The sequence below is a fragment of the Caenimonas koreensis DSM 17982 genome, from assembly GCF_009646335.1.
GTDB lineage: Bacteria > Pseudomonadota > Gammaproteobacteria > Burkholderiales > Burkholderiaceae_C > Ramlibacter > Ramlibacter koreensis.
Genome location: NZ_WJBU01000006.1, coordinates 206,693 through 221,184, shown reverse-complemented (window position 1 = coordinate 221,184; position 14,492 = coordinate 206,693). Strand labels below are relative to the sequence as shown.

13 protein-coding genes are annotated in these 14,492 nt (G+C 62.7%); all 13 read right to left on the bottom strand.

Annotation, left to right across the window (positions count from 1 at the left end; genetic code table 11):
* Positions 1-6: 6 nt before the first annotated feature.
* The 13 genes from hisG to GHT07_RS07660 all read right to left on the bottom strand — a co-directional run bounded on the left by hisG (position 7) and on the right by GHT07_RS07660 (position 14,122).
* Positions 7-666: an ATP phosphoribosyltransferase gene (gene hisG / locus GHT07_RS07720; protein ID WP_153584490.1), complete on the bottom strand. Its 660-nt coding sequence runs from the start codon at positions 664-666 to the stop codon at positions 7-9.
* 2 nt (positions 667-668) lie between these two features.
* Positions 669-1,934, bottom strand: a complete 1,266-nt coding sequence (gene murA, locus GHT07_RS07715; RefSeq protein WP_153584489.1) for a UDP-N-acetylglucosamine 1-carboxyvinyltransferase — start codon at positions 1,932-1,934, stop codon at positions 669-671.
* 7 nt (positions 1,935-1,941) lie between these two features.
* The gene (locus GHT07_RS07710) at positions 1,942-2,190 is read right to left on the bottom strand and encodes a BolA family protein (protein ID WP_153584488.1); all 249 of its coding nucleotides are present in this window, start codon (positions 2,188-2,190) and stop codon (positions 1,942-1,944) included.
* Entirely contained in the window at positions 2,187-2,942 is a 756-nt protein-coding gene (locus GHT07_RS07705; RefSeq protein WP_153584487.1) for an ABC transporter permease, read from the bottom strand. Before GHT07_RS07705 ends, GHT07_RS07710 begins: the two co-directional genes overlap by 4 nt.
* Complete coding sequence (locus GHT07_RS07700) at positions 2,939-3,895, bottom strand: ABC transporter ATP-binding protein (protein ID WP_153584486.1); 957 nt, start codon at positions 3,893-3,895, stop codon at positions 2,939-2,941. Before GHT07_RS07700 ends, GHT07_RS07705 begins: the two co-directional genes overlap by 4 nt.
* Positions 3,896-3,953: 58 nt before the next feature.
* Positions 3,954-4,226: an STAS domain-containing protein gene (locus GHT07_RS07695; RefSeq protein WP_323740835.1), complete on the bottom strand. Its 273-nt coding sequence runs from the start codon at positions 4,224-4,226 to the stop codon at positions 3,954-3,956.
* Positions 4,223-4,861, bottom strand: a complete 639-nt coding sequence (locus GHT07_RS07690; RefSeq protein ID WP_153584485.1) for an MlaC/ttg2D family ABC transporter substrate-binding protein — start codon at positions 4,859-4,861, stop codon at positions 4,223-4,225. The genes GHT07_RS07695 and GHT07_RS07690 overlap by 4 nt, the downstream gene beginning before the upstream one ends.
* A gap of 80 nt (positions 4,862-4,941) precedes the next feature.
* The gene (locus GHT07_RS07685; RefSeq protein ID WP_153584484.1) at positions 4,942-5,742 is read right to left on the bottom strand and encodes an MlaA family lipoprotein; all 801 of its coding nucleotides are present in this window, start codon (positions 5,740-5,742) and stop codon (positions 4,942-4,944) included.
* On the bottom strand, positions 5,739-6,224 hold the full coding sequence (gene mlaD / locus GHT07_RS07680) for an outer membrane lipid asymmetry maintenance protein MlaD (RefSeq protein ID WP_153584483.1): 486 nt from the start codon (positions 6,222-6,224) through the stop codon (positions 5,739-5,741). The genes GHT07_RS07685 and mlaD overlap by 4 nt, the downstream gene beginning before the upstream one ends.
* Positions 6,225-6,252: 28 nt before the next feature.
* Positions 6,253-7,035: a lipid asymmetry maintenance ABC transporter permease subunit MlaE gene (gene mlaE, locus GHT07_RS07675; protein WP_153584482.1), complete on the bottom strand. Its 783-nt coding sequence runs from the start codon at positions 7,033-7,035 to the stop codon at positions 6,253-6,255.
* Positions 7,032-7,847, bottom strand: a complete 816-nt coding sequence (locus GHT07_RS07670) for an ABC transporter ATP-binding protein (protein WP_153584481.1) — start codon at positions 7,845-7,847, stop codon at positions 7,032-7,034. The genes mlaE and GHT07_RS07670 overlap by 4 nt, the downstream gene beginning before the upstream one ends.
* A gap of 45 nt (positions 7,848-7,892) precedes the next feature.
* Positions 7,893-9,365 (bottom strand): glutamate synthase subunit beta, encoded by a 1,473-nt coding sequence (locus GHT07_RS07665; RefSeq protein ID WP_153584480.1) that lies wholly within the window; start codon positions 9,363-9,365, stop codon positions 7,893-7,895.
* A 26-nt stretch (positions 9,366-9,391) separates the two neighbouring features.
* Positions 9,392-14,122, bottom strand: a complete 4,731-nt coding sequence (locus tag GHT07_RS07660) for a glutamate synthase-related protein (protein ID WP_153584479.1) — start codon at positions 14,120-14,122, stop codon at positions 9,392-9,394.
* Positions 14,123-14,492: the final 370 nt, after the last annotated feature.

The following is a 14,492-nucleotide window of genomic DNA, read 5'->3' as shown; positions in this document are numbered from 1 at the left end:
CGGCAATCAGTCTTTCGCAATAGCAGACGCAAACGCGTCGATCACGGCGCGGATCGGTTCCTGCTTGAGTTTGAGCGCAGCCTGGTTCACGACAAGGCGCGAGCTGATGTCCATGATCCGCTCGACTTCGACCAGGTTGTTCGCCTTGAGCGTGCCACCCGTGGACACCAGATCGACAATTGCGTCGGCCAGGCCCGTCAACGGCGCGAGTTCCATGCTGCCGTACAGCTTGATCATGTCCACGTGCACACCCTTGGCCGCGAAAAACTCGCGCGCGATGTTCACGTATTTCGTGGCGACGGTCAGCCGCGAGCCTTGCTTCACGGCGCTCGCGTAGTCAAAGTCCGACCGCACGGCCACGCTGACGCGGCACTTGGCAATGCGCAAGTCGAGCGGCTGGTACAGGCCCGCACTGCGGCCCCAATCGGCGCTGTGTTCAATTAACGTATCGAGGCCGGTCACGCCAAGGTCAGCGCCGCCGTACTGCACATACGTCGGCACGTCGGTCGCGCGGACGATCACGACGCGCACGTCTGCACGGCTCGTGGCCAGGATGAGCTTGCGTGACTTCTCGGGGTCTTCAAGCACCTCGATGCCAGCCGCCTTGAGCAGCGGAAGTGTCTCGTCGAAGATGCGCCCCTTCGACAGGGCCAGGGTGAGTGCCATGGTCAGCGGATCCGCTCGATGTCGGCGCCGATGGCGCGCAGCTTGGCTTCCATCTGGTCGTAGCCGCGGTCCAGGTGATAGATCCGGTCGACAAGCGTTTCGCCTTCAGCCACGAGCCCGGCAATCACCAGGCTGGCCGATGCGCGCAAGTCAGTGGCCATCACGGTCGCGCCCGAGAGCTTCTCGACGCCGTCGATCACGGCCAGCCGGCCATCAACCTGGATGTTGGCACCCAGGCGAGTCATCTCGTTCACGTGCATGAACCGGTTCTCGAAAATGGTCTCCTCGACCTTCGAAGAGCCACTGGCAATCGCATTGAGCGCCATGAACTGCGCCTGCATATCCGTCGGGAAGCCCGGGTATTCAGTGGTGCGGAAGCTCTGCGCCGTGAGCCGGCCCTGCGACTGCACACGGATGCCGCCTTCGACAGCCGTCACAGTGGCACCCGCAGCACGCAGCTTGTCAATCACAGCGGCAAGGTGGTCGGCGCGGCCGTGCCGAAGCACGACATCGCCACCCGCCGCCGCCACCGCGCACAGGAAGGTGCCGGCTTCGATCCGGTCGGCCACCACCTCATGCGTGCAGCCGGAAAGCTTTTCCACGCCCTGGATGACGATGCGGCTCGTACCGTGGCCCTTGATGTTGGCGCCCATGGCGATGAGCATTTCCGCCAGGTCGGAAATCTCCGGCTCCTGCGCAGCGTTCTGCAACACCGTCTCGCCTTCGGCAAGCGAGGCGGCCATCAGGAAATTTTCGGTGCCGGTCACGGTAACCATGTCGGTCGTGATGCTGGCCCCCTTCAGGCGCGTCCAGCCCTTGGGAAGCTTGGCGATCATGTAGCCGTGCTCGACCACGATCTCCGCGCCCATCGCCTGCATGCCCTTGATGTGCTGGTCAACCGGCCGCGAGCCGATTGCGCAGCCACCCGGCAGCGACACAGTTGCCTCGCCGAAGCGCGCGAGCAGGGGCCCGAGCGCCAGAACAGCGGCGCGCATTGTCTTGACCAGCTCGTAGGGCGCTTCAGGCGAGCTCAGGCGCGCGGAATCGATCCGCACGCTGCCTTCGCCGTCGCGCTCGATGGTCACGCCCATGTTGCGGATCAGCGTGAGCATCGTGGCCACGTCCTGCAGGCGCGGCACGTTCGTGAGCACGACGGGCTCGGCCGTCAGCAGCGCCGCGCACAGCTCGGGGAGCGCCGCATTCTTGGCACCGGAAATCCGGACCTCGCCGCGGAGTTGGTGGCCACCGCGGATCAGAAGCTTGTCCATAGCGAATTCAGTGTTGGTCTGGGGAGGCAGCCCACTCGGCGGGCGTGAAAGTCTTCATCGAAAGCGCATGCACTTCGTCTGTCTGCATTCTCGCACCCAGCGTGGCGTACACACGCTGGTGCCGCTGGATGAGGCGCTTGCCCTCGAAATCGGCAGACACGATCACGGCGCTCCAGTGGCGGCCATCGCCCATGACTTCGAGGTGCGTGCAGGCCAGGCCCGCGGCAATGATGGATTCGAGTTCTTCGGAAGTCATGACCTGATTTTGTAGCCGATTCGCAGCAAGTTAATCGCGATGGCGCTGACCACCAGAAAGGCCGTGCCGACGATGCCAAGGCTCAGCCATGGCGACACATCGCTCACGCCGAAGAACCCATACCGGAAGCCGTCGATCATGTAGAAGAACGGGTTGAGGTGGCTCACCTGCTGCCAGAACGGCGGCAGCGAGTGGATCGAATAGAACACGCCCGAGAGGAACGTCATCGGCATGATCACGAAGTTCTGGAACGCGGCCATCTGGTCGAACTTCTCGGCCCACAGGCCCGCGATGATGCCCATGGCGCCGAGCATGGACGCGCCGAGCACCGCAAACACGATGATCCACACCGGCGCCACAAACGCCGGCCTGCCGAAAAGCACCGTGACGACAAACACCCCAACCCCCACTGCAAGGCCGCGCGTGACAGCGCCGCCCACATAAGCGGCAAACCAGTGCCAGTGCGACAGCGGCGCGAGCAGCACAAACACCAGGTTGCCCGTGATCTTGCTCTGGATGAGGGACGACGAGCTGTTGGCAAACGAGTTTTGCAGCACGCTCATCATCACGAGCCCCGGCACGAGGAAAGCCGTGTAGCTCACGGTGTCATAAATCTTGACGTGGTCTTGCAGCACATGGCCGAAGATCAGCATGTACATCACTGCTGTGAGTACCGGCGCTGCCACCGTCTGGAAACCCACTTTCCAGAAGCGCAGCACTTCCTTGTAGAGCAGTGTTTGCCAGCCCGTCATGCTGCGCGCGCTCCCGCCAGCGGCTGCTCGCCGTGCCGCGCCATCACCTCGAGAAATACATCTTCAAGGTCAGCCTTGCGGATTTCGACGTCTTCGACGCTCAGGCCCGCCTGGCGAAGCGCCGCCAGATACTGCTCGATCTCGTGTGCGTCATGCGCGGGTAGCTGCACGATCCGGCCCGTGACCCGCGCCTTGCCTGCAAATTCGGCGGGAAGGACGCTGTCGAGCTTGAAGCGCAGCACACTGCTCGAAGCGGACTTGAGCAGGTCGCTCGTGCGCTCGAGCGCGACTGCCTTGCCGGACTTGAGCATCGCAATGCGCCCGCACAGCGCCTCGGCCTCTTCGAGGTAATGCGTCGTGAGCAGTACGGTGTGCCCCTGCTTGTTCAGGCGTGCAATGAACTGCCACAGCGTCTGGCGCAGTTCCACATCAACACCGGCCGTGGGCTCGTCCAGGACGATCACGGGTGGCTTGTGAACCAGAGCCTGCGCGACGAGCACACGCCGCTTCATCCCGCCCGACAGCTGCCGCATATTGGAGCCGGCCTTGTCCGCAAGGCCCAGGCTTTCGAGCAGTTCATCGATCCATGCGTCGTTGTTTTTCACGCCGAAATAGCCGGATTGCATGCGCAGCGTCTCGCGGACATTGAAAAACGGGTCGAACACCAGCTCTTGCGGCACCACCCCGAGAAGGCGGCGCGCCTGCGCATAGTCGGCCTGCACATCGTGGCCATGCACCAGTGCGCGTCCGGAAGTCGCGCGTGTCAGGCCAGCCAGCACACTGATCAGGGTTGTCTTGCCTGCGCCATTGGGCCCGAGCAGCCCGAAGAACTCGCCCTGCTCGATGTCGAAGCTGACGCCGTCGAGCGCCTTGAGGGTCGAGCGGGCCGGATTGCTGGCGCCGCCACGCGATGCGTAGTGCTTGGAAACAGACTGGAAAGAGATCGCGGGCATGGAGAACCCGCAATTTTAGCGAGCGATGCCGCCCGCCGCCCCGCGATGGGGCAAGGCCTTACGGCGCGGCGGGCAGAAGTTGCGCCACGCCGTAGAGCGTGGCGAGTTCGCGCAGGCGCGCAGGCATGCGGCTGATCGACAGCGTCTTGCCGAGCGCCGCGGCCTCGCGACGGATCTCCAGCAACACCGCCAGCGCGGACGAATCAAAGCGTTCCAGCCCACCCGCGTCTGCAACGACAGCCGCTTCGGTCTGCGATCGCAGGCCTTGCGCCAGCATGCGGCAGCAGGCAGCTGCCTCCTCGTGCGTGATTTGAGAGGGCAGGATGATCACGAGCTCTTCTTGCCTGCGTTGGACTTGTTGCGCTGCTCGAGCGCTGCAATCAGGCCGTCAATGCCCTTTGCATTGATTTCAGATGCAAACTGGCTGCGGTAGGTTTCAACCAGCCAGACTCCCAACACATTCAGGTTGTAGATCTTCCAGCTGGAGCCGACTTTCTCAAGCCGGTAGTCAAGCTGGATAGGCTCGCCACGGCCGCGGATTTCAGTTCGCACCAGCACGTCGGTGTCTGTTGGCGCGCCGCGCTGCGGCTTGGTGCTGATCGTCTGGTCGTCAACCTGGGCAAGCGCGCCCGAATACGTGCGAACCAGCAGGATCTTGAATTCTTCCTGCAGGCGCTTTTGCTGCTCGGGTGTTGCCTGGCGCCAGGCCGGGCCGACCGCCGCGGCGGTCATGCGCTGGAAGTTGACGCTTGGCATCACCTTGCCATCGACCAGCGCAATGAGCTTGTTCGTGTCGCCCGCCTGGATGGCCTTGTCGGCCTTGATGGCCGCCAGCACGTCGTCGGACAGGCGCTTGATCATCGCGTCGGGCGTTTCGTCGGCGGCGAGCGCAACCGGCGCGAGCTGCGCCATGCTGACCGCCGAGAGCAGGCATGCCGCCCACTGGATGAGGATTCGTCGATTCATTCACTGACCTTTCATGTGTCGGCCGACAGGGGCCGGCCCTGGTTGGAACAACGGGCAAGCGCCCGGTTCCGCGGACATTGTCATTTTTTGGGCGCTGGCCCTGCGGGTTTGTCAGCGGGCTGCCCATCGGCCTGTGGTTCCTTGCCGGCATTGGGGTCCTCGTCGGACTTGCGCTCAAAGATCTCGGCGCGGCGGCGCTGCAGATGCGCGTCGCGCGTGAACGAGTATTTGTCGAGCGCAGCGCCATCGACCACATCGCCGACGCGCAACAGGTTGGCTCGCAAATCGACGCCGCGCAGCGTGTAGAGCTCGTAGCGGGGCGTCCAGGGTTCAACCCGGCGAATCGGGTCGCCAAGCCTGTCGAACGACAGCGCAAACGTATCGCGCAGCGTGGAGGGGCCCAGCAAAGGCAGCACCACGTAGGGGCCGGCCGGAACGCCCCAGCGCCCCAGCGTCTGGCCGAAGTCTTCCTTGTGGCGCTCAATATTCAATTCACTCGCGACATCGAGAATGCCACCCAGCCCGAGAAAGGTATTGACGTTCAGCCGCATGAAGTTTTCAGCCGCGGCCTGGAACTTGAACTGCAACGCGCTGTTGACGAACGACCAGCCGTCGGTCAGGTTGCCGAAAAAATTGCTCACGCCCGTGCGAACGAGTGCCGGAACGTAACGGCGATAGACGATGGCGGCAGGCTTGAGCGCGACGGAGTCGACGCCGTCGTTGAGCTGCGAGATGCTTCGATTGAGCGGCTCCAGGGGGTCGCGCGGGTTCTGGCCCAGGCTGGCGCAGCCTGGCAGCATCAGCACCGACGCCGTCAAAGCCATTCCAGTCAGCACACTGCGTGAGAGCGCGCTCGGAGGGCTGTGGAAAGTTGTTGTCATTTCTTCGCGGCTCCCTGCGAATTGCTGCCGTCAGCCGCCTTGCTGTAGAGGAACTGGCCGATCAGGTTTTCAAGGACGACAGCCGACTGGGTCGAAGCAATGGTGTCGCCAGCGGCAAGATTTTTGTCCCCTGCGCCTGCTTCGATTCCGATGTATTGCTCGCCCAGCAGGCCGCTCGTGAGGATCTTGAGCGAGCTGTCTTTCGGGAAGGCATAGCGGCTCTCGAGCGTGAGCGTGACTTGCGCCTGGTACGACTTGTCGTTGAAGGTGATCGAATCGACACGCCCGACGACCACGCCGGCGCTCTTGACCGCCGCCCGTGGCTTCAGGCCGCCGACGTTGTCGAACTTGGCGGTGACTTTGTATTCGGACTGGAAGCTGAGGTTGAGCAGGTTGGCTGCCTTCAACGCGAGAAAGAGCGTCGCCACCAGGCCGACGATCACGAACAAACCTACCCACACATCATTTTTGGAACGCTCCATGCGGTCCTCCTAGTAGTTTGAACAGCCGCTAGATACTGAACATCATGACGGTCAGGATGAAATCCAGACCAAGTACCGACAGCGATGCGATCACCACGGTGCGAGTCGTCGCGCTGGACACACCTTCTGGTGTCGGCTGAGCTTCATAGCCCTGGAGCAGCGCGATGAACGTCACGGCCACCCCGAACACAAAACTCTTGATGAAGCCGTTGCCCACGTCTTTCCAGACATCGACACCGCCTTGCATCTGGCTCCAGAACGATCCGGAGTCGATGCCGATGAGCAGCACGCCGACCACATAGCCGCCAAAGACACCCACGGCGCTGAACACGGCGGCGAGCATCGGCATGGCGATGATGCCGGCCCAAAACCGTGGCGCCAGGATGCGGCTGAGCGGATCGACGGCCATCATCTCCATCGCTGATATTTGCTCGCCGGCTTTCATCAGGCCGATTTCTGCCGTGAGTGACGCACCTGCCCGCCCGGCGAACAGCAACGCCGTGATCACCGGCCCGAGTTCGCGCACCAGACTCAACGTGACGAGCAAGCCCAGTGCTTCGGACGATCCATAGCGCTGCAACGTGTAGTAACCCTGCAGCCCGAGCACGAAGCCGACGAACAGCCCCGACACGGTGATGATCGCGAGCGAGTAGTTCCCGAGGAAGTGGATCTGGTCGCGCACCAGGCCGAACCGCTTCATCGTGGGCGCGAACAGGGCCGTGAGCCGCCACAGCAGGCGCGCACCATGGCCCCAGTTGGCCATGACTTTGCGAGTCGAGTAGCCGATCTCGGCGGGCTTGTACCAACTCATGCCAGCCCCCCGCCGAAGTCTTCTGCCACCGTCGGGCCCGGGTAGTGAAAACGCACCGGGCCATCGGGCAAGCCGTTGACGAACTGGCGCACCAGCGGGTCCTCAGACTGCCGTACCTCTTCAGGCGTGCCCATGGCTGCGATCCGGCCGTTGGCGAGCACCACCACCTGATCGACCATATGGAACGTCTCGGGGATCTCGTGCGACACGACCACGCTCGTGATGCCGAGTGTGTCGTTGAGTTGGCGGATCAGGCGTGCCGCCGTGCCGAGCGATATCGGATCGAGGCCCGAAAACGGCTCGTCGTACAGGATCAGGTCGGGGTCCAGCGCGATGGCGCGTGCCAGCGCCACACGGCGGGCCATGCCGCCTGACACCTCGCTGGGCATCAGGTCGCGCGCGCCGCGCAAACCCACAGCGTCGAGCTTCATCAGGACGATGTCGCGGATCATGCTTTCAGGCAGGTGCGAGTGCTCACGCAACGGAAAGGCCACGTTGTCGAACACGCTCAGGTCGGTGAAGAGCGCGCCGAACTGGAACAGCATGCCCATGCGCCTGCGCACGGCATAAAGGCCCGCCTTGTCGAGCTTGCCGACGTCGGCGCCGTCAAAAAGAAGCTCGCCCTTTTGCGCGCGCACCTGGCCGCCGATCAGGCGCAGCATCGTGGTCTTGCCGCCGCCGGACGCACCCATGAGCGCCGTCACCTTCCCGCGAGGAATGGTGAAGCTGATGTCTTCAAGGATGGGGCGGGCGCCGTAGCCAAAGCTGAGGTGCCGGCACTCGACCAGCGCCGTAGCGTCGGGTTCTGTCATTCACCGATGATAAAGGCTAGGTCCTTAGTTCACCGTGAGAAAGGGTCATCGCGGCAGGTCGCTGAAACCCATGAGGTACTCATCCACGGAACGTGCCGCCTGGCGCCCTTCGCGAATCGCCCACACCACGAGCGACTGGCCGCGGCGAATATCGCCGGCCGCAAACACCTTGGGAACATTCGTGGCGTAGCCGCCGGTGAATTCAGTCGATGCCTTGGCGTTGCCGCGTGCGTCCTTGTCAACGCCAAAGCCGTCGAGCACGCTCGCGACCGGGCTGACAAAACCCATGGCCAGCAAAACGAGATCGGCCTTGAGCACTTGTTCGCTGCCAGCGACCTCATGCATCTTCCCGTCTTTCCATTCGACACGAACGGTCTTCAGGCCGGTGACTTTGCCGCCCTTGCCTTCGGAGATGAACTCCTTGGTGGCAATGGCGAATTCACGATCGCAGCCCTCTTCGTGGCTGGAGCTGCTGCGCAACTTGTAAGGCCAGTAGGGCCACGTCAGCGGCTTGTTCTCGTGCTCGGGCGGCTGCGGCATCAGCTCGAACTGCGTCACGCTTGCGGCGCCATGGCGGTTGCTCGTGCCCACGCAGTCCGAACCGGTATCGCCGCCGCCGATCACGATCACGTGCTTGCCCGCAGCGGAGATCTGGCCCTTGACCTTGTCGCCTGCATTCACCTTGTTTTGTTGCGGCAGGAATTCCATCGCGAAATGAATGCCGTCCAGGTCGCGACCAGGCACCGGCAAATCACGCGATTGCTCCGCGCCGCCAGTGAGCACCACAGCGTCGAACTGTTTCACCAGCTCGTCAGGCGCGATAGTTTCCTTCGCCCAGTTGGTGACCTTCGTGCCTTCCGGCAGCTTGCCGATCATCACGCCGGTGCGGAACGTGACGCCTTCGGCCTTCATCTGCTCGACCCGGCGGTCGATGTGCGACTTCTCCATCTTGAAGTCGGGAATGCCATAGCGCAGCAGTCCGCCGATGCGATCGTTTTTCTCGAAGAGCGTTACGTCATGTCCCACGCGTGCGAGTTGCTGCGCCGCGGCCATGCCCGCAGGGCCTGAGCCGACGACGGCCACTTTCTTGCCGGTGCGGATCTTCGCCACGCGCGGCGTGACGAGGCCCATCTCCCAGGCGCGGTCGATGATCGCGTGTTCGATCGACTTGATGCCCACTGCATCGTTGTTCACATTGAGCACGCACGCTGCCTCGCAGGGCGCGGGGCAGATGCGGCCGGTGAACTCCGGGAAGTTGTTCGTCGAATCGAGCACCGTGAATGCATCGGCCCAGTCCTGGCGGAACACGAGGTCGTTGAAGTCCGGAATGATGTTGTTCACGGGGCAGCCGCTGTTGCAAAAGGGCGTGCCGCAATCCATGCAGCGCGCGCCTTGCACTTTCGCCTGCTCATCCGTGAGGCCGATGACGAATTCCTTGTAGTGCTTCACGCGCTCTTCGGCGGGGCGATAGCCCTCCTCGATGCGCTCGAATTCCATGAAGCCGGTGATCTTTCCCATTGTGTTGTCCTTGGTCCTTGCGCTTTTCAGGCTGCGGCAACAGAGTGCTTGGTGGCAACCTGTGCGTTGTTGCCCGAGCTCGCCACTTCGACTTCGCGGTCATGCATTTCGGCCAGCGCGCGCTTGTATTCGTTCGGGAACACCTTCACGAACTTCTCGCGCGATGTCGCCCACGTATCGAGCAGGTCGCGCGCACGCTTGCTGCCCGTCCAGCGGTTGTGCTCTTCCAGCAGCTTCTTGAGCAGGTGCTCGTCGTGCTCGTCCTTGTGCAGGCGCGTCTTGCCTGCGGCCGCTTGTTCTGCCGCCGTCTTCACGCGTTCGAGCGACACCATCGTGGTGTTGCAACGGCTCGCGAACTGGCCGTCTTCGTCGTATACATAAGCGATGCCGCCCGACATGCCCGCCGCGAAATTGCGGCCAGTCTTGCCGAGCACGACAACGGTGCCGCCCGTCATGTATTCGCAGCCGTGATCGCCCGTGCCTTCGACGACGGTCGTCGCACCCGACAGGCGCACGGCAAAGCGCTCACCGGCCACGCCGCTGAAGAACGCTTCGCCGGTCGTCGCGCCATAGAGCGCAGTGTTGCCGATGATGGTGTTGTTCGTCGCGACGCCGCGGAAGTCGATCGACGGGCGCACGACGATGCGGCCGCCCGACAAGCCCTTGCCCGTGTAGTCGTTCGCGTCGCCGATCAGGTAGAGCGTGATGCCGCGCGCCAGGAAAGCGCCGAACGACTGGCCGCCCGTGCCTTCCAGCTGGATGCGGATGCTGTCGTCAGGAAGGCCTTCCGGGTGCACCTTCGTCAGCGCGCCTGAAAGCATTGCGCCCACCGAGCGATTGACGTTGCGCGCCACTTCCATGAAGTGCACCTTCTCGCCCTTGTCGATGGCGGCACGAGACTTCTCGATCAGCACACGGTCCAGCGTGTTCGACAAGCCGTGGTCCTGCACGTCAACATGGAAGCGCGGCACATCGGCCGGCACATTGGGCTGTGCAAACAGGCGCGAGAAGTCAAGGCCCCGCGCCTTCCAGTGCGTGATGCCCTTGCGGATGTCGAGCAAGTCGGCGCGGCCAATCAGTTCATTGAATGTGCGGATACCCAGCTGCGCCATGATCTGGCGCACTTCTTCGGCAACGAAGAAGAAGTAGTTGACGACGTGCTCGGGCTTGCCCGCGAACTTCGCGCGCAGCACCGGGTCCTGCGTGGCAACGCCAACGGGGCAGGTGTTCAGGTGGCACTTGCGCATCATGATGCAGCCCTCAACCACGAGCGGCGCCGTGGCGAAGCCGAATTCATCTGCGCCGAGCAGTGCACCGATGGCAACATCGCGGCCCGTCTTCATCTGGCCGTCGGCCTGCACGCGAACGCGACCACGCAAGCGGTTGAGCACCAGCGTTTGCTGCGTTTCAGCCAGGCCGATTTCCCACGGACTGCCAGCATGCTTGATCGACGACCAGGGCGAAGCGCCCGTGCCACCGTCATGCCCCGCAATCACGATGTGATCGCTCTTGCACTTCGTCACGCCCGCGGCAATCGTGCCCACACCGATTTCCGACACGAGCTTCGTGCTGATGCTGGCATGCGGCGCGACGTTCTTCAGGTCGTGAATCAGCTGCGCGAGGTCTTCAATCGAGTAAATGTCGTGGTGCGGCGGCGGCGAAATCAGGCCCACACCCGGCACCGAGAAGCGCAACTTGCCTATGTACTTCGACACCTTGCCGCCCGGCAGCTGCCCGCCTTCACCCGGCTTGGCACCTTGCGCCATCTTGATCTGGATCTGGTCGGCGGACGACAGGTATTCAGCCGTCACACCGAAGCGGCCAGAAGCCACTTGCTTGATCTTTGAGCGAAGTGAATCGCCTGCCTGCAATTCATAGTCGGCAGACGCTTCGATGACGTCGCTGCCCATGATGTCGGCCAGCTTCTGGCCTTGCACGATCGGGATCCCCTTGAGCTCCTGGCGATAGCGCGCGGGGTCTTCACCGCCTTCGCCGGTGTTGCTCTTGCCGCCGATGCGGTTCATGGCAACGGCAAGCGTGCTGTGCGCTTCTGTCGAGATCGAGCCGAGCGACATCGCGCCGGTTGCGAAGCGCTTGACGATTTCCTTCGCGGGCTCGACTTCATCAACCGGGATGGCCTTGGCCGGGTCGATCTTGAATTCGAACAGGCCGCGCAGCGTCATGTGCCTGCGCGACTGGTCGTTTATCAGCTGGGCGTATTCCTTGTAGGTGTTCCAGTTGTTCGCGCGGGCGGCGTGCTGCAGCTTGGCGATCGCATCGGGCGACCACATGTGCTCTTCGCCGCGCGTGCGCCAGGCGTATTCGCCGCCTGCGTCGAGCATGTTCTGCAAGATGGGGTCGTCGCTGAAGGCGGACTTGTGCATGCGGATCGCTTCCTGCGCGATCTCGAAAACGCCGATGCCTTCCACACGGCTGGCCGTGCCGGTGAAGTACTTGTCCACCGTATCGCTGTTCAGGCCAATCGCCTCGAACAACTGCGCGCCGCAATAGCTCATGTAGGTGGACACGCCCATCTTCGACATGATCTTGGACAGGCCCTTGCCCACCGCCTTCACGTAGTTGTAGATGGCCTTGTCCGCCGACAGGTCGCCCGGCAGATCCTTGTGGATCGACACCAGCGTTTCCATCGCGAGGTACGGGTGAACGGCTTCTGCGCCGTAACCTGCAAGCACGCCGAAGTGATGCACTTCACGGGCCGTGCCGGTTTCCACCACCAGGCCAGCCGTCGTGCGCAAACCTTCACGCACGAGATGCTGGTGAATCGACGACAGCGCGAGCAACGCGGGAATCGCAATCTGCGTTTCACTCACCGCACGGTCACTGATGATCAGGATGTTGTTGCCGCCCTTGATCGCATCGACGGCTTCTGCGTTCAGCGAGGCCAGCTTCGCTTCAACACCCTCTTCGCCCCAGGCGAGCGGATACGTGATGTCTAGCGTGTGGCTGCGGAACTTGCCGTGCGTGATCGCCTCGATGTCGCGCAGCTTCGCCATATCGGCAAAGTCGAGAATCGGCTGCGACACTTCCAGCCGCATCGGCGGGTTGACCTGGTTGATGTCGAGCAGGTTCGGCTTTGGGCCGATGAACGACACGAGCGACATGACGATGGCTTCGCGGATCGGGTCGATCGGCGGGTTCGTGACTTGCGCGAACAACTGCTTGAAGTAGTTGAACAGCGGTTTGTTCTTGTTCGACAGCACGGCGAGCGGGCTGTCATTGCCCATCGAGCCAATGCCTTCCTCGCCGGCTTGCGCCATGGGCGACATCAGGAACTTGATGTCTTCCTGCGTGTAGCCGAAGGCTTGCTGGCGGTCGAGCAACTCAACATCGCTGTGCGGCACATTGCCCGATGTATCGGAAAGATCGTCGAGCTTGATGCGCAGGTTTTCGATCCACTGCTTGTAGGGCTTGCCATTGGCCAGGCCCGACTTGAGCTCTTCGTCGTCGATCATGCGGCCCTGTTCGAGGTCGATCAGGAACATCTTGCCGGGCTGCAGGCGCCACTTGCGCACGATCTTGTTTTCCGGAATCGGCAGCACGCCGGATTCGGACGCCATGATCACGAGGTCGTCATCAGTGACGCAGTAACGCGACGGACGCAGGCCGTTGCGGTCGAGCGTGGCGCCGATCTGGCGGCCATCGGTGAACACGATGGAAGCGGGGCCGTCCCACGGCTCGAGCATCGCAGCGTGATATTCATAGAAGGCCTTGCGCCGCTCGTCCATCGTCGAGTGCTGCTCCCACGGCTCGGGGATCATCATCATCACGGCCTGGCTGATCGGGTAGCCGGCCATCGTGAGCAGTTCGAGGCAGTTGTCGAACGTGGCCGTGTCGGACTGGCTCGCGAACGAGATCGGATAGAGCTTCTTCAGGTCGGCGCCGAGCACGGGCGACGACATCACGCCTTCGCGCGCCTTCATCCAGTTGTAGTTGCCCTTGACGGTGTTGATCTCACCGTTGTGCGCCACGTAGCGATACGGGTGCGCGAGCGGCCACTCGGGGAACGTGTTGGTCGAGAAGCGCTGGTGGACGAGTGCCAGCGCCGAGACGCAGCGCGCGTCCTTCAAGTCGAGGTAATAGGTGCCGACCTGGTCGGCGAGCAGCAGGCCCTTGTAGACCACCGTGCGACTCGACATCGAGGGCACGTAGTACTCCTTCGAATGCTTGAGCTTGAGGTTCTGGATGGCGGCGCTGGCCGTCTTGCGGATCACATACAGCTTGCGCTCCAGCGCGTCCTGCACGATCACATCCTGGCCGCGGCCAATGAAGATCTGGCGAAGGATCGGCTCCTTCAGGCGCACGGCGGGCGACATGGGCATGTCGCGATCGACCGGCACATCGCGCCAGCCCAGCAATACCTGGCCTTCGGCTTTGACGGCACGCGCGAGCTCCTGTTCGCAGGCCATGCGCGATGCATGCTCCTTCGGCAGAAAGATCATGCCGACGCCGTACTCGCCCGGGGGCGGCAGCTCGACGCCTTGCTTGGCCATTTCTTCGCGGTAGAGCGCATCGGGCAACTGGATGAGGATGCCGGCGCCGTCGCCCATCAGCTTGTCGGCGCCGACGGCGCCGCGATGGTCGAGGTTTTCGAGAATCTTCAAGCCCTGCTGGACGATCGCGTGGCTCTTGGCACCTTTGATGTGAGCCACAAAGCCCACGCCACACGAATCATGTTCATTCGACGCGGAATACAGGCCGCGTTCTTGCATGTCGGAAATCTCAGCGGCCGTCGTCATGGCGCAATCCTGCTTCTGGGTACTAGGGCTTAGGAGAATACTGCGCCGCAGCATGACAGCGCAAGCAGAATAATCGGAATAATCGGGGTCAGATTCCAATTAATCAGGCCAATCCTGCCACTTTCATTAATTGGGGACAGGTTATTGGACTATTGTTTGGGGCGGTGAACCAATCCAGTGGCGTGGTTACCAAGTGGTCTCTTTACAGATCAACTCATGAAACCTCTCTCCTCCCAGCGCTTTGTGCCGCCTCACTTAGCAGACTGCCGGACCGAACCCGCGCAGGCTGCAGACAAATCTGCGACTGTGCATCCCCTGGGCGCTCGGACGACCACAGTGCCACCCGCAGCGCCGCGCAGTTGTGCTGGTG